At 40.6% G+C, this 19,196-nt stretch carries 16 protein-coding genes and 1 tRNA gene; 13 read left to right on the top strand and 4 right to left on the bottom strand.

Translation table 11 applies throughout. The features are described 5' to 3' along the window. Positions 1–192: 192 nt before the first annotated feature. Positions 193–681, top strand: a complete 489-nt coding sequence (locus tag AACM02_RS04310; RefSeq protein ID WP_339116168.1) for a DUF4251 domain-containing protein — start codon at positions 193–195, stop codon at positions 679–681. On the opposite strand, the gene AACM02_RS04305 is transcribed toward AACM02_RS04310, so the two are convergent. Next, entirely contained in the window at positions 676–2,307 is a 1,632-nt protein-coding gene (locus tag AACM02_RS04305; protein ID WP_339116167.1) for an alkaline phosphatase, read from the bottom strand. The two genes, AACM02_RS04310 and AACM02_RS04305, sit on opposite strands and share 6 nt — an antisense overlap. A gap of 162 nt (positions 2,308–2,469) precedes the next feature. On the opposite strand from AACM02_RS04305, the gene surE reads away from it, so the two are divergent. The 3 genes from surE to AACM02_RS04290 all read left to right on the top strand — a co-directional run bounded on the left by surE (position 2,470) and on the right by AACM02_RS04290 (position 5,499). Continuing rightward, positions 2,470–3,237 (top strand): 5'/3'-nucleotidase SurE, encoded by a 768-nt coding sequence (surE, locus tag AACM02_RS04300; protein ID WP_214061905.1) that lies wholly within the window; start codon positions 2,470–2,472, stop codon positions 3,235–3,237. 4 nt (positions 3,238–3,241) lie between these two features. Continuing rightward, positions 3,242–4,369 (top strand): lipid-A-disaccharide synthase, encoded by a 1,128-nt coding sequence (gene lpxB / locus AACM02_RS04295; RefSeq protein WP_339116166.1) that lies wholly within the window; start codon positions 3,242–3,244, stop codon positions 4,367–4,369. 107 nt (positions 4,370–4,476) lie between these two features. Next, on the top strand, positions 4,477–5,499 hold the full coding sequence (locus AACM02_RS04290) for an ATP-dependent 6-phosphofructokinase (RefSeq protein ID WP_339116165.1): 1,023 nt from the start codon (positions 4,477–4,479) through the stop codon (positions 5,497–5,499). Positions 5,500–5,507: 8 nt separating this feature from the next. Here AACM02_RS04290 and rnc read toward each other — a convergent pair whose 3' ends face one another. The 3 genes from rnc to AACM02_RS04275 are packed head-to-tail and all read right to left on the bottom strand — an operon-like array spanning position 5,508 to position 7,850. Beyond that, a complete protein-coding gene (rnc, locus tag AACM02_RS04285) occupies positions 5,508–6,314 on the bottom strand; it encodes a ribonuclease III (RefSeq protein WP_332457119.1) in 807 nt (268 codons plus the stop codon). Between the two features lie 16 nt (positions 6,315–6,330). Further along, the gene (gene fabF, locus AACM02_RS04280) at positions 6,331–7,593 is read right to left on the bottom strand and encodes a beta-ketoacyl-ACP synthase II (protein ID WP_339116164.1); all 1,263 of its coding nucleotides are present in this window, start codon (positions 7,591–7,593) and stop codon (positions 6,331–6,333) included. Between the two features lie 20 nt (positions 7,594–7,613). Then, positions 7,614–7,850, bottom strand: coding sequence for an acyl carrier protein (locus AACM02_RS04275; protein WP_214063512.1), 237 nt, complete (start codon positions 7,848–7,850; stop codon positions 7,614–7,616). A gap of 159 nt (positions 7,851–8,009) precedes the next feature. On the opposite strand from AACM02_RS04275, the gene purN reads away from it, so the two are divergent. From purN to AACM02_RS04230, 9 genes are all read left to right on the top strand, one after another. Then, complete coding sequence (gene purN / locus AACM02_RS04270; protein WP_339116163.1) at positions 8,010–8,579, top strand: phosphoribosylglycinamide formyltransferase; 570 nt, start codon at positions 8,010–8,012, stop codon at positions 8,577–8,579. Positions 8,580–8,646: 67 nt separating this feature from the next. Then, a tRNA-Leu gene (locus AACM02_RS04265) sits at positions 8,647–8,728 on the top strand. A 295-nt stretch (positions 8,729–9,023) separates the two neighbouring features. Continuing rightward, complete coding sequence (locus AACM02_RS04260) at positions 9,024–10,238, top strand: site-specific integrase (protein WP_339116162.1); 1,215 nt, start codon at positions 9,024–9,026, stop codon at positions 10,236–10,238. Between the two features lie 186 nt (positions 10,239–10,424). Next, complete coding sequence (locus tag AACM02_RS04255) at positions 10,425–12,605, top strand: hypothetical protein (protein ID WP_339116161.1); 2,181 nt, start codon at positions 10,425–10,427, stop codon at positions 12,603–12,605. A gap of 499 nt (positions 12,606–13,104) precedes the next feature. After that, positions 13,105–14,160, top strand: a complete 1,056-nt coding sequence (locus AACM02_RS04250; protein WP_339116160.1) for a DEAD/DEAH box helicase family protein — start codon at positions 13,105–13,107, stop codon at positions 14,158–14,160. A gap of 973 nt (positions 14,161–15,133) precedes the next feature. Further along, positions 15,134–15,406, top strand: coding sequence for a hypothetical protein (locus AACM02_RS04245; RefSeq protein WP_339116159.1), 273 nt, complete (start codon positions 15,134–15,136; stop codon positions 15,404–15,406). An 81-nt stretch (positions 15,407–15,487) separates the two neighbouring features. After that, on the top strand, positions 15,488–16,402 hold the full coding sequence (locus AACM02_RS04240) for an AAA family ATPase (RefSeq protein WP_339116158.1): 915 nt from the start codon (positions 15,488–15,490) through the stop codon (positions 16,400–16,402). Further along, complete coding sequence (locus tag AACM02_RS04235; RefSeq protein WP_339116157.1) at positions 16,347–17,390, top strand: DUF3871 family protein; 1,044 nt, start codon at positions 16,347–16,349, stop codon at positions 17,388–17,390. The genes AACM02_RS04240 and AACM02_RS04235 overlap by 56 nt, the downstream gene beginning before the upstream one ends. A 555-nt stretch (positions 17,391–17,945) precedes the next feature. After that, positions 17,946–19,181, top strand: coding sequence for a Gfo/Idh/MocA family oxidoreductase (locus AACM02_RS04230; RefSeq protein WP_339116156.1), 1,236 nt, complete (start codon positions 17,946–17,948; stop codon positions 19,179–19,181). Positions 19,182–19,196 lie beyond the last annotated feature (15 nt).

Below are 19,196 nucleotides of genomic sequence, written 5' to 3'. Positions count from 1 at the left end.
TCTATTCATCTCTACTTCCTTCATGCTGTTTTTCGCTCTTTTTCGCGTCCTTGAATCTTCATTTCTTCAAAATAGCCCCACTATAGATCCATCAAAAAATAAACATAAAACAAGACATGAAAAAAATCAATAAGTTGCTAACAACAAAACCCTATGTATTTTTGTTTTACAGTAAAAACAAAAGAATTACAGATGAAACGATCAGCATTACATTTACTTATTGTGCTGTCTGTCGCTTTTGGGCTGACAATGTGTGGCACAGCACAGACGGCAAGGGAGAAGGAAGTTGTAGCCGGAGAAGTGAGCCGGAGCGTAAACGATTTCGACTTTACGTTTAAGGCAACTTACGCTTATCCCACCGGTTTCAAATCCATTTACCTGTCTCCCTACTACGACGTAAAAGTATCTCCCGACACGATACGGGCATACCTGCCCTATTACGGACGAGCATATGTAGCTCCCGTTAATCCAAGTGAGGGAGGAATAAAATTTACCAGTACCGACTTCGATTATCAGGTGAATCCGGGAAAGAAAAAAGGGAATTGGCGGGTAGATATTCGAACGAAAGATACCGGCCGGGAGATATTTTTGTATTTCGATATCTGGGAGAACGGAACAGCCCGGTTGCAAGTCACAGATACCAACCGGCAACCCATCTCGTTTCAGGGGGATTTGTTATAACTTCGTTACTAACTCCTTAGGCAAATAAAAGGTATCGTTTTTATCCATATACACCGCGACCGATCCAATATCGAATGGCTTGCCGTTAAGTTTTCCAACGGACGAAAATGCCTTTATCTCCAGCGTGTTTCTTCCTTTTTTAACCGTTAGGACCGGAAACTCGGGATCTTTCCGGTTCACGGAGTATTTCTGCCCGGCAAAAACATCAGTATGCTTAACAAAGATTTCATCCGACAGTTCCTGTAATGATTTATCCAACCCCAATGCTTTTTGCAGATACTTGTTCACTTGCACATTGCGCACATTCCCTCTCAGGATATCCCCTTGCGGATGATACGATGCCAACAGTGTCTCTTCGCCGGTATGCCCTCCTGTGGTAAATCCGAAGCAGGTACGCGAATTCATTATGTTTACTATGTTGTGTGCCATGTTATTACTTGTCCCCACCTGGGTGTAATCACTTTCTTTGTAGTTTTTCGAAGAGAGCAGTGTCTGCAGTTCTTCCTCGGTAATATCAATGCCGGTGTATTTTTTGAACTCGGCCTTTATGTTTTCGGGTTTGGTATTTATCAGAATGGCTTCGATGCCGTTTGCCGAAAGTTTGTAATTCGATACCGCTTCAAACAACTGCTGAATCGACAGTTTGTCGTACCCTGGACAATCTCTTGAGCCAATGGTAAAACCACTGTTACCGTGGTCAGACATAATAATGACCGCCGTATTTCCGTCCTTTTCAGCAAACTTCATCACCTCCCCCACGGCATCATCAAAATCCAGGTATTCGGTAATCATCCCGACAGCATCATTAGCATGAGCGGCCCAGTCCACCTGACTGCCTTCAACCATCAGAAAAAAGCCCGCTTCTTTTTTGGATAAAAGATCCAGCGCCTTTGCGGTCATTTCTGCAAGCGACGGAACGTTGTCGGGGTTCCTGTCAATGGAATAGGGCAATGCCCGCTCTCCAAAAAGCGCCCAGACTTTTCCGTCACCGTTGTAGTTCAACAACGCGTTTCTATCATCTTGAATCAGCACGGTTCCGTTATTTTTAAAGTGTTGCCTGATATCATCGGTTAAAATACTGTTTCCTCCGCCGAACATCACATCCATATTCTGGTAAGCCATTTGCGGTGCAATAAACTTATAGGCACTGCGTGTATGGTAATGCGAAGAAAAATCAGCAGGCGTAGCATGAGGGAACTCACAGGTCACCACCAACCCTACAGCTTTATTTTTCAGCAACTTAGATGCTTCCAACAGGGTAGCTGCAGGCTGATAGGTGCGGGTAGCATCCACCGGATAAAGATCGTTTTCCGGATCTGCTTCCGGGTAAATGGCCACGTTGCTTGTTTTCTGTAAAACACCTGTCGCATAGGCTGATCCCGTAGGAGCCGAATCACCAATAGGCGCATTGGAGGAATGTGTTGTAACCGTTCCTGTGAAAAAGGGGTCGATATGCAGGCGGTCACCCATTTTGTTGTAAAATTTATACCAGCGGGAAGCAGAATATACGCCCACCGAGGTACCGTCGGGAATCATCACAATAACGTTTTTTACCGGACGCACTTCCTGTGCTAACATCAAAACTGTACTTATCAGCAAAGTAAACAGCAAGCTTAATTTTCTCATATGTTGAATTGTATTTATACTTGAGTTTAAAACAATAAAGTTAATAAATAGTTGAATTTTTTTGAAACATAAACTTCAATTTAACGATTTTGTAACACCTCCTATGTATGAAAAGTCGATGAATTTGATTAAGTTTGTCCTTCATTTCTAAAGAAAAAAATAATGAACAGTAGAAAACCTCTTATCCTTGTCACCAATGACGATGGGTATCAGGCTAAAGGAATAGTATCGCTTATTGAAGCGATGAGAGCATTGGGCGAGGTAGTTGTTTTCGCCCCGGAATTGCATCAGTCGGGAATGTCGTCTGCCATCTCCACATCACAACCGTTGAGAAGCAGAATTTATAAAAAGGAAGAAGGACTTACGGCATATATGTGCACAGGAACTCCGGTGGATTGTGTAAAATTGGCGCTGAACGAGTTTTTAGATCGCAAGCCCGACTTATTGGTTTCGGGCATCAACCACGGGTCCAATGCTGGAATTAGTGTAATATACTCGGGAACGATGGGCGCTGCTATAGAAGGATGTATTTTTGAAGTCCCCTCCCTTGGCGTATCTCTTTGTGAATATGCGTACGATGCCGACTTCACGCACGCCTGTGAAGTAGCCCAAAGGATAGCCTCGACTGTTCTCAAAAAGGGGCTTCCCAAAGGTATCTGTTTGAACATAAACGTTCCACAAGGGGAAATAAAGGGAATAAAAATAACATCACAGACGCAGGGGAAGTGGGTGAATGAATATCAACGGTCTGCTGATGGAAACGGCCGCGATGTGTTTTGGATGACCGGGAACTTCGAAAACTGGGAAGAAGACAACGTAAATACCGATGAATGGGCATTGGCAAACGGATACGCTGCCATTGTCCCTGTAAAAATTGACATGACAGCACACGATTTTATCCCTGAGCTGAAAAAGTGGGATTTGACATAAGAATATGAAATACTTCTTAATAGCCGGCGAAGCATCGGGCGACCTACACGCATCCAACCTGATGAAGTCGATCAAACAGTTGGACAAGGAAGCCGATTTCCGGTTTTTCGGAGGTGATCTTATGGCCGTCCAGGGAGGAACACTGGTTAAGCATTACCGTGAAATGGCATTTATGGGAATTGTCCCGGTTGTTATGAATGCGAAAACCATTCTTAACAACCTGCAACTCTGTCAAAAGGAGATCGCCGGCTATCAGCCGGACGCGGTTATCCTGGTTGATTATCCGGGATTCAACCTAAAGATGGCTAGGTTTGTAAAGGCTCGATTGAACATTCCCGTCTTCTATTACATCTCACCTAAAGTATGGGCATGGAAAGAGTATCGGGTTAAATCGTTCAAGAAATATGTGGATGAGATGCTTTGTATCCTGCCCTTTGAAGTAGATTTCTACAAAAAACACGATTACCGGGTCCATTACGTCGGTAATCCGTCGGTGGATGAGATCGACGCGCGCGAGTACAAAGATGAAACGTTTGCCGAGTTCATTGCGGCCAACACACTTCCCGACCGTCCGATTATCGCAGTGCTTGCAGGAAGCAGGAAACAGGAAATATCCAGCAACCTGCCACCCATGCTGCAAGCAGTAAAAGGATTCGAAGATTACCAGTTGGTCGTTGCAGGTGCACCCGGTATTGAACCCGGCTTCTACGATAAGTTTACCCAAGGATTTCCGCTGAGGGTTCTGTTCCACCAAACGTACCGCATTCTCGCCCAGTCACAGGCAGCGTTGGTTACCTCCGGGACGGCCACCCTGGAGACGGCGTTGCTGAACATTCCTCAAGTAGTTTGTTACCGTACGTCGATGCCGCGGCTATCATACTGGGCCTTCAAAAACATCCTGCACACACCCTATATCTCATTGGTGAACCTCATTTGTGGCAGAGAAGTTGTAACGGAGCTCTTCGCCAAGTTTTTCACCGTCGACAACATCCGAAAAGAACTTACCCAACTTCTCCACGTGAAGAACTACCGAAAAAACATGCTGGACAATTACGCGGAAATGCGGCGGATACTGGGCGGAACCGGTGCTGCGGACCGTGCAGCGGAAACAATATTGAATAAGCTCAGGTGAATCGATTTTCTGTTGGCATACTGAAAATATTCTTTCCAAAATCTTCACTTTTTAATCCTTTTTTGTTTCCTTTGTATCGGAACTAATGTAAGAAAATCAGAAACAGTATGAAAATTGGAATTCTCACTTCCGGCGGTGACTGTCCCGGAATTAATGCGACCATACGAGGCGTCGGAAAAACAGCCATTAACAATTACGGAATGACTGTAATCGGCATCCAGAATGGATTTTCCGGTCTGCTTTACAAGGACGTTATCGATCTGTCCGACGCATCGCTCTCCGGCATTCTTAATCTGGGAGGGACCATTCTTGGGACCGCACGCGAAAAGGTGTTCCGCAAAAAAATCACATCACCCGACGAAAAAGACCAGGAAGAGATAAAAAAATGTTACCACGAATTGGGTCTCGACTGCCTGGTTTGTATTGGAGGAAACGGCACACAAAAAACCACTTGGATGCTTTCTGAATTGGGGCTGAATGTAGTAGGAATTCCTAAAACCATCGATAATGATGTGTACGGAACCGATGTCACTTTCGGGTTCGACACCGCTGTCAATATTGCTACGGATGCTATCGACCGCCTGCATTCCACGGCAAGTTCCCATCGTCGTGTAATGGTTATTGAACTTATGGGGCACCATGCCGGCTGGATTACACTGTATGCTGGAATGGCCGGGGGAGCCGATATCATTCTACTTCCCGAACTTGGTTACAACATGAAAGTAATTATCGACAAGATAAAAAAGAGAATGGAAATGGGGAAAGCCTATTCCATTGTGGCTGTTGCCGAGGGAATTGAAATACAAGGAAGCAGCGAAAGGCCTGCCATGTATTTCGCCAAAGAAATTGAAAGGCAAACCGGATTTGAAACTCGCGAAACCGTCCTCGGATACATTCAGCGCGGAGGTTCACCGTCTCCCGCAGACCGTAATTTAGGCACTTTGCTCGGCGGCCATGCAGCACAACTCATTCACGAAGGGAAGTTCGGACGTATGGTTGCACAGATCAAAAATAAAATAGATGACGTACCTTTAGAAGAAGTTGCGGGCAAACTTCGCCTGGTAACTGTGGATACTCCGTTGGTACAACAGGGAAGAAGGATGGGTATTTCATTCGGCGTCTGGGTATAAGCTGGACATTAGATTTCTATCTGCACGTTCTCTTCCTCCTGCCCGGAAGTTTCTGAAGACTCACTATTCCCTTTCTCGAAAAGTTTTTCCAGAAGTTCATTATCGTTCCGCAGCTTCTTGATGGCTTTCTTTGCTGCCTTCTGATGCGATTCTTTTTTGGAATACCCTTTTCCTGAACCCAGATCCATCCCACCGACAATAACCCTCGATTCAAAAATAGGATTGTTTTGCTCATCGTAGGAAGAGTCGGTCACCTCAAACCCTACGTCAATTTTGTATTTTTGTCCCCACTCTATCAGACGCGACTTAAAGTCTACCTCACTTTTCAATACGGTATCGATATTGATGTGTTGCTTAATGAGCGTTTCAAAAACAAAACTTTTCGCTACGCGGTAACCCTGATCAAGATAGATCGCTCCAATCAGTGCTTCGAGGGCATCTCCGTAGATATTGGTGTTGTGAGCAAGATTCCGGGTGGATGAAGTGATGATTTTATCGATCCCTATTTCAATAGCAATTTTGTTCAGCGTTTCACGTTGAACAATCCTCGAGCGGGTACTGGTAAGGAATCCCTCTTTTTTATTCTCGAATTTTTTGTACAAAATATCGGCTACAATGGCATCAAGAATAGCATCACCCAGAAATTCGAGTCGTTCATTATTAACCCATTTTCCTGAATTTGAGCGAATTGATGATGATCTGTGTGTCAATGCTTCCTGGTACAGATCAATTCTATCGGGATAAAATCCCAACATCCTGTAAAATGAAAAGTAGGGTTCTTTTCCTTTGTGAGGAATTGCCCTTACTTTTCGCATAAATTTTCTTAACACATTACTTGTTGAATTTCTTAAGGATTACGCTTGCGTTATGGCCTCCAAAGCCAAATGTGTTCGATAGCACAGCTCTTAACTCGCGTTTTTGAGCTTTGTTGAATGTGAAGTTAAGATTATAATCGATTTCCGGATCCTCGTCGCCTTCAGTAAAATTGATTGTTGGTGGAACGATTTGGTTCTCAATGGATAGAGCACAAAACATTGCTTCCAGTGAACCGGCAGCACCCAACAAGTGTCCCGTCATCGACTTGGTTGCACTGATGTTTAGCTTGTAACTGTGTTCTCCAAAAACTTCCTTGATTGCTTTCACTTCCGAAATATCACCTACCGGTGTAGATGTTCCGTGAACATTGATGTAATCTATATCTTCGGGTTGCATTTTTGCATCCTCCAAGGCGTTATACATTACCAGTTTGGCTCCCAAACCATCGGGGTGAGAAGCCGTAATGTGATGGGCATCGGCCGACATGCCGGCACCAGCTACTTCGGCGTAGATATGCGCGCCACGTGCAAGAGCGTGTTCCAGCTCTTCGAGAATCAGGCTCGAAGAACCTTCTCCCATGACAAATCCGTCCCGGCTGGCGCTAAAAGGGCGTGAAGCCGTTTCAGGCGAATCGTTACGGGTAGAAAGTGCATGCATTGCGTTAAATCCGCCCACTGCTGAGGCGCTGATGGTCGCTTCAGCACCACCGGTAACAATAACATTTGCCTTATTCAGTCGGATGAGATTAAAAGCATCGGCGATGGCATTTGTAGAAGATGCGCATGCCGAAACGGTTGCGTAATTAGGACCTCTCAGTCCGTAAATCATAGAGATATGCCCGGCGGCAATATCGGCTATCATTTTCGGAATGAAAAATGGATTGAATCGAGGGCCTTTATCTTGCGTAAGATAATAATTACCAACCTCTTCCTCAAAAGTTTTGATGCCTCCAATTCCGGCAGAGAAGATAACTCCGATACGGTTGGTGTCTTCTTTTTCCAAATCAAGTCCTGAGTTCTCTATCGCCTCTTTCGCTGCTTTCAGGGCAAGCTGAGAATAACGGTCGAATCTCCGGGCCTCCTTCCTGTCAAAAAGCTCGTAGGGATCAAAATTTTTTACCTCACAGGCAAATTGTGTCTTGAACAAAGATGCATCGAAAAGAGTAATAGGTCCGGCCCCGCTTTTTCCCGCTATGGTATTTTCCCATGTTGTTTTAACATCATTTCCCAACGGTGTTACAGCTCCCAGACCTGTTACTACTACTCTTTTTAATTCCATGAATTTTACTTGTGGATTTTTTATTTAGCGTGTTGTTCAACGTAAGCAATAGCATCACCTACCGTAGAAATTTTCTCAGCTTGATCGTCCGGAATGGAGATATTGAATTCTTTTTCGAATTCCATGATCAACTCAACAGTGTCAAGTGAATCAGCTCCCAAATCATTGGTAAAGCTGGCAGTTTCTGTTACTTCAGACTCTTCAACACCTAATTTATCGACAATGATCGATTTTACTCTTTGTGCTACTTCAGACATAACTTTTTATTAATTAAATTAGTAAATAAAAGATATTTTCTTTTTAATTTTGTGGATGCAAAGTAAATCAATTTTTCTTTAACCACACAATTTTTCAATCAATAAATTCAAAAATAATGCACATTTGCCGTTTTTTTGTGCAAAACATACACCTGTTTTATGAAGAGAATAGCCATATTTGCCTCGGGTAGCGGATCAAACGCTGAAAATATTGTCCGGTATTTTTCCGGTAACGACGAAATTGAAATATCGTTGATTCTTTCCAACAAAAAAGAAGCTTTTGTGCACGAACGGGCTAAAAATCTGGGAGTTCCGTCTTACACCTTTTCCAAAACGGAATTTGACGAAGCGGAGTTGATTTTGGAAACGTTGCAACAGTATAACATCGATTTTATCGTGTTAGCGGGTTATCTGCTAAAAGTGTCTGCCCCGCTTCTGAAAGCTTTCCCCAACAGGATAATCAATATTCATCCGGCTTTGCTCCCCAAGTATGGAGGGAAAGGGATGTACGGCGACCGCGTTCACCGAGCAGTAATGGAGGCCGGTGAAAAGGAATCGGGGATATCCATACATTATGTTAACGAGCACTACGATGAAGGCGATATAATTTTCCAAGCTTCCTGCGAAGTACTCCCCGGCGACACTCCCGGCGATATTGCCCAAAGAGTACACCAGCTGGAATACAAACATTTTCCTGAAGTCATCGAGAAGATTGTCAATGAGAAATAACTTCGACAAAAGCCATAAAAAATAAAAAAATAATATTAACTTTGCACTCGCAAATAAAAACAGGCCTGCGGCTGTGGCGTAATTGGTAGCCGCGCCAGACTTAGGATCTGGTGCCGAGAGGCGTGGGGGTTCGAGTCCCTTCAGCCGCACAAAAAGCTCCTTTTAGATTTCTCTAAAGGGAGTTTTTTTACACCAGCACTCACTAAATGTCTCTGATTTACAGTGTCTTACATAGGTAATATCTTCCCCACTCCATCAATTCCATCAATCATCCCAACCTGAGTTATAAATGAAGTTAAGGTGCCAAATCGGGAATTTTGAATTCTAAAAAACAGCAAAACACCAAACTTTGAATTTAACATTTATAACAAACAGTATTACAGCATCATACATCAAATAACCGAACACTAAACTAAAATTATTAACAATTTAAAGTGTAAAGTTATGGAAAAAGCAACTTTTAGTGTAAGCTATTTTTTAAGGCTGAACAAACTGTACAGAAATGGAGAAGCTCCATTATTAGTCAGAATTACGTACAATGGACAAAGAACGGAATTTACATCTAATCACAGAGTAAAACCTGAATTTTGGGATCAGAAATCAAACAAGGCATTGGGCAAAACAGCTTATGCCAAAAAAGTAAATGGATTTTTGGATCATATCTATCTCAGTCTATGCGACTCAATCAAAGACCTGGAAGAAAGGGGAATGGAAGTAACTGCGGAGAACATCAAGAACAACCACCTTGGTTTTATTGAGTTTAAGCAGGTTACACTTCTTTCATTGTATTCTGAACATAATCAAAAAATGGAAGCTTTGATAGGTAAAGGCTATTCATTTTCTACATTGCAAAAGCATTTAACTACGGTAGAACACTTAAAGGATTTCCTGAAAATGAACTATAATTCAGATGATATATTAGTTGATAAAATCAACAATCAATTCTTATTGGATTTTGAATTCTACTTGAAGTCAAATAAGAGTATAAGCAGCAATACCACCATCAAATACCTTAAAAATTTAGGTAAGGTAATTAGATCTGCATTGAATGCCGGGTACATTAAAAGAAATCCCTTTACAGGAATAAAATATCATACCGAAGAAGTCGAAAGAACATTCCTTGACAGATCAGAATTGCAGTTACTTATTGATAAAAAAATTCCCAATAAAAGGTTGGAACAAATTAGGGATGTATTCCTGTTTTGTTGCTTCACAGGATTAGCATTTGCCGATGTTCAAGCGTTGACAGCAGACTCTTTGTATGTTCCCAACGAAAATGAAATTTGGATTAAGAAACGTAGGCAGAAAACAAAAAAATGGTTTCACCTTCCATTGTTACCTCAGGCTAAAAACATCCTGGACAGGTATTCTAACCATAAGATTAGGGAAAAAGGGTTATTGCTGCCAGTGCCCACTAACCAAAAGATGAATGCCTATTTGAAGGAAATAGCAGACCTGTGTGGCATCAAAAAAAACCTGACAACACACTGCGCCAGGCATACCTTTGCCGCCACCGTAACCCTGGCAAATGGCGTCTCAATGGAGTCAGTCTCGAAGATGCTGGGGCACAGCTCTCTTCTGATGACCAAACAATATGCCAAAATTTTGGATGAGACAATCGGCAGGGAGATGCAACAGCTCAAAGACAAGCTCCATTAAACAAACGGGCATTCGAATCACTGGTCCACAGCTCCAAGTATCCGGAAATAGAAAAATTAAAGAAAAATCATGTGCCCGCATTTCTTATCTTATATATGCAAATGTGTGTACATCTTTAATTGATGCTATTGCATAAATCATTTTTTTATTGTTAAATTGCGCATCTTTTAAAGTAATGCAACATACATGAAATTAATCGAATACAATGGAGAGATGCTGGAGGTATTTAGGGATACGGACCACACGGATGATCAAAGGTTTCAAATTGAATACATAAAGGATCCCGGCAGCCCTAATGGCAAAAGACTGTATAGCGTCCAGGGAGCAGAGATCATTAACGATCCGACAAGCAATCATTACGGGTTTACATGGACATACAGGACCGAGGAAAGAGGATTTGAACCCAAGGGTATACAGATATTAGTCCCGCATGACGATATCAAATTATCCCAGTTGCTGGATAAAACACCTTATGGGATTCTTCAAAAAAACAGAACAGGTATAGGATCCACCACACTGGAGTTAAGGGCAAAGAGAAACAGCATCATAGTAGTGCCTACAAAGGCCCTTGCCTTGGACAAGGCGGAGAAAAGCAGAATTCCAGGGACTGACAGGTACAATTATCTGTATATAGGCGGAAAAATCGAGGGCAAAACATTTCCAAGAATTGCCGACTATATGGCTGACGGAGGGATCCCGGACAAAAAATTCATTGTCGTGGCGGATAGCCTTCCAAAATTGGTTGATGAATTAGGCGAAAGGATGTATACAGATTTCTTCTTCATGGTGGACGAGATCGATGCGTACCAATACGACAGCCATTACAGGCCTGCTCTGGAAAATGTCATCGATTATTACCTCAAATTTCACTACACCAAAAGAAGTCTTGTTTCTGCAACAGTAAAAGATTTTTCAAACGAGCAGCTATGGGATGAAACGGAAGTGATGATAGAGTTCAACGAGGATATAAAGAGAAATATCAACCTAGTCCACACCGACAATGTAATCCTGGCCACTGTGGAAAAAATCAGGGGGCTGCTGATCTCAAACCCGGACGACAAGATATTGGTAGCCTTCAATTCCGTAATAAAGGGGATACAGAAGATCATTCAACTGCTTGATCCTGAATTGCAGTCTCAATGCGCAGTCCTGTGCAGCATAAAGAGTAGGATATATGTGGAAAAGTACTTCTATGGTGATGCATTCTCAAACACCCTCCCCAAGAAAATCAACTTTATGACAAGTTCTTTTTTTGTTGGAATCGATATTGAAGAAAGGTATCACTTGATTTCCGTGTGCACCGCAAACCTACCCTATACCCTGCTTTCCAACGATAAGTTTATCCAGATATTGGGTAGGTGCAGGGACCCGTCAGGGGTGTTTAGCGAAACGATCCTATACAATACCAAAGATGTACAAGAACTTTCAAAGGAAGAATGGTACAAGATAGGCAACAGGATTAAAGTTGATGCCGAGTTGGTAATTGAATATCAGAATTGTCTAAAAGAGGTTAGCCATAAGTTCCCAAAGCTAATCAACAGCTACCCCCTACCTGTGAATGAAGTGATAAACCGAACAAAGAAATCATATTTTGGCACAAGGTTTACCGTATTGATAAGGGAGAATATTTACGGAGAATTAGTTCCGGCTTACTTCAACATTGACTCTATTAAAATTCAGCTTGAATTATTGAGGGAAATATATTCAAACCCTGAAAACCTGAAGGAATCTTTCAGGATAAGGAACTACAACGTAAATTTCTCCACTGAAAATTATGAGGATGCAGAAATTACAGAACAAGATGAGTCGGAAATAAATGAAGAATTAAGGCTCCTGGAGAGAGAAGAATTAATTGAACAATTAAGGCAATGCGAGGAAGAGAACAGGGCTGAGCTCGCTGGAAGGATCAAGGTAAGGGCCAGTTTCAACGGGACAATATTTATTGACAGGCTATTGGACCTGATCGAATATGTACCCTTTAATGAGCTTGTGGACAGGCTAGGCAACAGGATGTCCTATAGAGAATACAAAACATTCTATAACTCTGTCATATATTGGTCGCTAGAAGAAAACCATCCGCTAAAATTAAAAATTGAAAGGGATTTTTTGATCGGGAGCAGGTACACAAATATCGAGCTCGCAGAAAAAATCAATTCTGTATTTTCAAGTTTGTTTGAAATGAACAATTTACCGCATAGAACGCTTGTAGAGAGAGCATCCATTTTTATAAAGAAAAAAAGGATCAGGGAAAGAGGAAATGTCATGTCAAGGTATCTCGTCCAATCCTATAACGTGAATAACTTTGAAGGAAATCCATTGAAGACAATACGCTCCGCAGAAAATGTGAAATTGCATTTCAGGTTTTGACTTGTACACACATTTCCTACATAGCAATAAAAAAAGTGTGTGCATTTTTATAAATTACATAAGAACAGCAATAATAAATCCGACTTTCAAGCAATCATTTATTTAATTCACATTTTGCAATTTATCCAATTCAAGATGGAACCCAAACAGAGAGTCAGATACTTTTTAGGAATCTTTTATAAAAAGGTATAATTTTATAATTAGTGGATTAATTAGTCCTGAATATGTTTGAGCGCACAACTCCTGAAAAAATCCAAGTGAAAAAATATATGCCTGGATAAGTTTTTTACTAAGCAATCATTAATAACTTACTGTTTTACTGTAAATTAAATACTATTTTACTTGCATATGTCAGAAATTTTACGTATCTTTGTAGTCTAAAAAAAGGGGAGTCTGTGATTTTTAATGAAACATTTTTTCACCGCCATTCCCTTATAAAATAGAATAATATTATAAGTAAAATGTTTCGCAATTAAATAAGAAAACAATGAAATAGACATTGACAGAAAAAGTAAGCTCTGGTATCAAATTTTTAGGTGACATCCCTGGCTTTGAATTACCCAATGGCGTTTTAAACAAAGGCATCACCGGATGTGGTGCAACAACGGTGGCTTTAACAGATCCATATTCCACAATTATCTGTAGCCCAAGGAATGAGTTGTTAAGAAATAAATCGGATCAATATCCAAATTCCCTCCTTGTAATTGGTGGTGTTAATGTTGATGAAATTATAAACTATATCAATAAGACACCTATTCCCAAAATCTTAGTTTCCTATGATTCTTTCCCCAAGCTGCTCGAATGTATTTCCGATAAATCAAAATTCAGAGTTGTAGTGGATGAATTCCATTTTATCTTACAGGACGCATCTTTTAAATCCGAGGTAGGCCTTGCATTACTGAATAAATTAAAAGTGTTTCCATACGTGACCTATTTATCTGCTACACCCATATTAGACAAATTTATCGACAAAATTGATTTCTTCAAGGACATACCCTACACCAAGCTGGATTGGGAAGACAAAGAATTAATCGAAGTTGTCAGAATCAAAAGCCCGAATCCAATTTCAGCCGCAATACGCATTGTGGAGAATTATAAAAATGGGGACTATCCTAAAATTCTTTTGCCGACAGGAGAATGGGTTGAATCCACAGAATGTGTTATCTTTTTAAATTCCGTAAATAACAATGTAAACATTGTTAAACCGTGCAGACTTTCTCCTGAAGATGTTAATCTCATAGTGGGTGCTTCGGAAGACAACGATAAACAGATCTCTAAAATTGGTGAAGGATTTTCAAGAGGACGTATCCCGTTGAAAGGAGAGAAACATAAAAAATTCACCTTCTGCACCTCTACAGCATATGCAGGTTGTGATTTCTATTCAGAAAGCGCATCAACATTTGTGATAAGTGACAATAAAAGATTGAATACATCAATCGATATTTCAACAGATTTGGTGCAGATTGCTGGCAGACAAAGATTAGAAACAAATCCATTCAGAAAACACATATATTTTATTTACAACACAAGTATCGCGGAGACAAATGATGAATAGTTTTATGAATATATTAATACTAAAGTTGAGACAACACAACAGGAAATAGAATCAAACAATAATGCAAGTACTGAACTTAAAAAACTTCGTATTGCTAATAATAAAAGATTACAGACCATACAGAGATATTCTGAAACTTATACTCTTTACAATGAAGATCAAGGTATATTCGTTTTAAATGAGTTAGCTTATCTAAATGAAATCTACTCTTATGAAGTTCAGAAACATAACTATTAGAATGGGAGTATCGTATACAAGCAATTAAAAGATGCAGGGTTTGACGTTAAAGATCCGTAGATATGGAAAGTTTTTGACGACAAAATCGATTAGATAATATCAAAAGTAAGATTTGAAGATAAGATGAAGGAATATTGTGAACTAATTGAAGACAACAATACTAGCTCAATTACGATTGCTCAAAAAATTGCAAAATCCAATCCTAATTTGAAAAGCTATCATGAGCTTTTAGGAGGTTAGAGAATCAAGGCATTAGGCTACAAGGAAGCAAATTTAAAAAAGGAAATTAATAATTTCAGGAAATTTAATCAATGTTACGATATAATTTCAAGGAACTTAAAAATCAATGAATTTATTTCTGCAAAAGAAGCTAAGAAAATAATAGCTGAAGCATACACGTAGCTTGGTATTACCGTGTCACCAAAAGGTAGTGATTTATCAAGATGGTTTGACATTTCAGGAGAGAATGAACGAATAAATGGGAAAATGACAAGAGGATATATCGTTGCATTAAAGCGTGAGTAAATAAAAAATCCCACCGTTTCATCAGGTATAAAATTAAAATAATAACATCTTGCCTTATTTTATTATAGTTGTTTTTACTGAATTCACTCCGAATTTTCAGAAAAAAAAATTTTAAAATTTTTCCATAAGCGCATCCCAAACTAGTCCGCACCCCACCCTTCTTCTGCGGTGGGGATAGTCCCCCTGCGCAACACATTAACAACAACAAATTATGGAAAAGAATTTAAGGTTTATCAACACGATGTCCATCAATGACTTCAAAAACAAGTTCGGGATAAGTCAGATCGACGTGAAAAGGAATGAATCCACTGGCAAGCATTTCTTTGTATACGGGTTTGAAACGGGTCCTGTAAGCAAAAAAATTGAAACGGGCGGCATAACAACTCCCGTGATTTCAGAGGTGTGTTCGGCAGACACGGGAGAGATGTTTTACCTCCTGCATCAGCAGGGAGAGAATCATGCGGTCACTTTGGCCACCTTATAGCAGGGTTGAAGGCAGATGCAAGGCAGGGATTGAGTTTCCTGCCTTTTTTTTATTTATTCAAACCATTAAAACATTACAAAAATGCAACTTAGACAATCATCGAAAAAACAGGCCAAGATCAAGATGGCCATCCAGGGATGTGCGGGCTCGGGCAAGACATACAGCAGCCTGTTACTGGCCTACGGGCTCATCAGGGATTGGAGCAGGATTGTGGTCATCGATTCTGAAAACAACAGTGCGGATCTTTATGCGCATCTGGGAAACTACAATGTATTATCCCTCCAGAACAACTACAGTCCGGAAAACTACATGGAAGCCATCGAAATCTGCGAGAAGGCAGGCATGGAAGTAATCATCATTGACTCCATGTCCCAGTGCTGGGATTTTCTGCTTGACTGCCATGCCAACATGCAGGGTAATTCCTTCACCAACTGGGGAAAGATAACACCCAGACAGACTGCTTTCATCCAAAAGCTATTGCAGAGCAACTGTCATATAATATCCACCTTAAGAACCAAACAGGACTATGTTCTCAATGAAAAGAACGGCAAGTTAGTACCTGAAAAGGTGGGATTAAAGGCAGTCATGCGTGACGGGATAGACTATGAATTCACCATCGTGTTTGACATCGACATGAAGCACCATGTTACGGCAAGCAAGGACAGGACGGGTCTGTTCATGGGAAAGGCAGAGTTTAAAATTGATGCTTCCACGGGAGGCAAGATACTGGAATGGTGCAACGACGGAGTAAGCATAGACAGGGTAAAGGAGCAGATTCACAGCTCAAGATCAGTCGAGGAGTTGAACGGAATCTATCACAGATACCCTGAGTGGTATCCTTTCCTGTCGGCAGATTTTATCAACAGGAAAAGCTCACTTGCTGCAACTTGTCAACCTGTTAACAACTCATTATCAAATCTCAATCAAAACATTTCAAGCAATGGAAACAGCAATGCAATTAAACCCGGTCAGGACAAGGCTTCTCCTGCCATTTAATCAACCTTCAAGCAGGGTTGAAAACCAGGCGGTCATTGAGCCTCCAATGTATGTAACCAGGCCCAGAAGCAGAAATCCTTTCATAGAAGCCAATACAAGGCAGGTGGACATATATCATTTGAGGAATGAGTGTGTGGTGCCAGTCTTCAGCAAGGACAATGAGATCACCATCTCCCATCAGGCATTCATCGAGACGGTCTGGGAGGCAGCCAATACTTTCTTCCGGGGGGAAACCATCGATACCCCTGAAATAAGGGTCTCACACATCATCAAGGGCAGGGTGCCCGAAGCCATCCACAAGCCCGTGGACATGCTCCTGGAGGGTGACAAGACCATGTACTACGAAAGGATGGCATTCTGCCTTGAAGTGCCCTCCATAAGCGAGGATATTGACGGAAGCCCGTTGAATCTGACCATAGGGGGAGTAAGGGCATACAATCATGAGAACCTGTACAGCAAGAAGGGGATGGAAAAGTTCAAGATCTTCATCGGATTCAAGAACCTGCTCTGCACCAACCTGTGTGTCAGTACGGACGGTTACTTGTCGGAGGTAAGGGTGATGGGCATATCCGAACTAGCCAAAAATGTATTGAAGCTGTTCCAGCAGTACAACATGGCTAAACATCTGCACAACATGACAGCCTACAAGGACAGTTACCTTACGGAACACCAGTTTGCGCAGCTTTTAGGAAAATCTCGGTTATATCAATATTTGCCGATTGAAAAGAAGAAGCTTATACCTGAAATACTTATTACTGATTCACAGATCAACATGGTGGCCAAGTCATATTATACGGATGACAACTTCAAGGTACTTGCTGAAAGTAAGGAAATCAGTATGTGGAATGTATATAACTTACTTACCGGAGCCAACAGAAGCAGTTATATTGACAACTTTCTGGACAGAAGCCTGAATGCAGCCCAGCTGACTGATGGCATAAACAAGGCCCTTTACGGAAATGAGGAGTATGCGTGGTTTATCGATTAGCTTCAAAGAAAATTGTTATAATATCGTAATCAGTATTTACCTATTTAGAAGAGAAGCATAGTAAAGGGACATCTTGAAAAATTTGTCCTTTATTTGTTGTTGACTGCCTCAATCCGTGCAAAAACGGGTTGGGGCTTTCACAATTCTAAGATGGTGCTTTTAAAAAAGTACGTCCGGTATGCTTCAAAAATGATATGGAGTAACGGATTATCCATAGAGTTTATCTTTATTACTGAAAATGAGACTATAAACAAGCTGTTTTTTTATTAAACTGATTGGGATATGAATTAAAATACATATATTTGTACAACTTAGATTTTTAAACCATGGGATTACAAACAATAATAACTATCGACATTATTCTTATAAACTTGGCCCTGATATTGGGATTTCTGATTTTACGGTTTTTCTATATAAGGAGAAGAAGGTATAAAAAAAGAAATTCAGATGCCGGGAAAAATTAAAAGAAATGACTTATCGTATATAAAGCTACATTACTGTCCACTAATGTATTTTTAAAGTAAAAAAATTCACAACGAATTAAAAATTAAGAAAATGAATAATTATTCTAATCACAAGGAATTTACTCGCCGTAAGTTTATAAAAACAGCAGGTTTAGGTATAGCAGCAATGACGTTGACAGCTAATTCCAATTCCTCTCAAAATAATTCATTAAAACCAAAGAAGAAAGTTAGAATTGGAATTATAGGAGGAAGTTTTGGCTTGTCATTTCAGTTTCATGAACATCCAGATTGTATAGTTGAAGCAGTAAGTGATCTTAGACCTGAACGTAGAAGTGCTTTAATGAAAACATATAAATGTTCAAAAAGTTATGATTCTCTTGAAACACTCATCAGAGATCCTAAGATAGACGCCGTGTTTATAGCTACTGGCGCCCCCGACCATGCAAAACATGTGATAGCATCCTTAAAAGCAGGAAAACATGTTTTATGTGCAGTACCGGCTGCTATGACTTTAGAGGATTGCGATGACATATTGAATACTGTCAAGAAAACAGGGTTAACATACATGATGGCAGAAACAAGCGTTTGGAGACAAAGTATGATTTCAGTAAAAAAATTATACGTAGATGGTGCTTTTGGCAATCTTATGAGTTATGCCGCTCAATATAATCATCCGGGGCTTGAAACCTTATATATTGAAAAGGGTAAAAAAACCTGGCGCTATGGATTACCTCCTATGCTTTATCCCACACACTGCACTAGTTTTGTAGTTGGATTAACAAAAGAAAGGCTAACTGAGGTTACTTGTTTAGGCTGGGGGGATAATGACCCAATCCTTAAGGATAATCAGTTCAACAATCCTTTTTGGAATGAGTCAGCTTTCTTTAGAACAAGTAAAAGATTGCCTTTTCACATTGAAGTTAATTGGAAAGGAGCTTTAAGGGGGACTGAACGCGGTGAATGGCGTGGTGACAAGATGAGCTTGTTCATGTCTCATGGATCAATGTCAAGTCCAGTTTTGGTTAAAGCTGGGGAAAAAACAGTTAAAGATGAAGGTGGTTTTAACGTAACTGAAAATGTGGTTGAAGAATTTATTGCCCCGCAGTGGTGGAAAACTGAAATGTTACCCGAATCATTACGCTATGATAGCGGTCACGAAGGCTCACATACCTTTATTACTCATGAATTTATTGATTCAATTGTTAGAGAACGGACACCTGAAGTAGATATTTATCAAGCAATTGCAATGACTGCTCCAGGAATTGTAGCTCATCAATCAGCCTTAAAAGGAGGTGAATTACTAAAAATACCTTCTTTTGACATATGAAGGAAAATGCTGAAT

The organism is Petrimonas sp. (genome assembly GCF_963921705.1).
Taxonomy (GTDB): Bacteria; Bacteroidota; Bacteroidia; order Bacteroidales; family Dysgonomonadaceae; genus Petrimonas; species Petrimonas sulfuriphila.
This window is presented reverse-complemented; position numbering and strand designations above follow the sequence as displayed.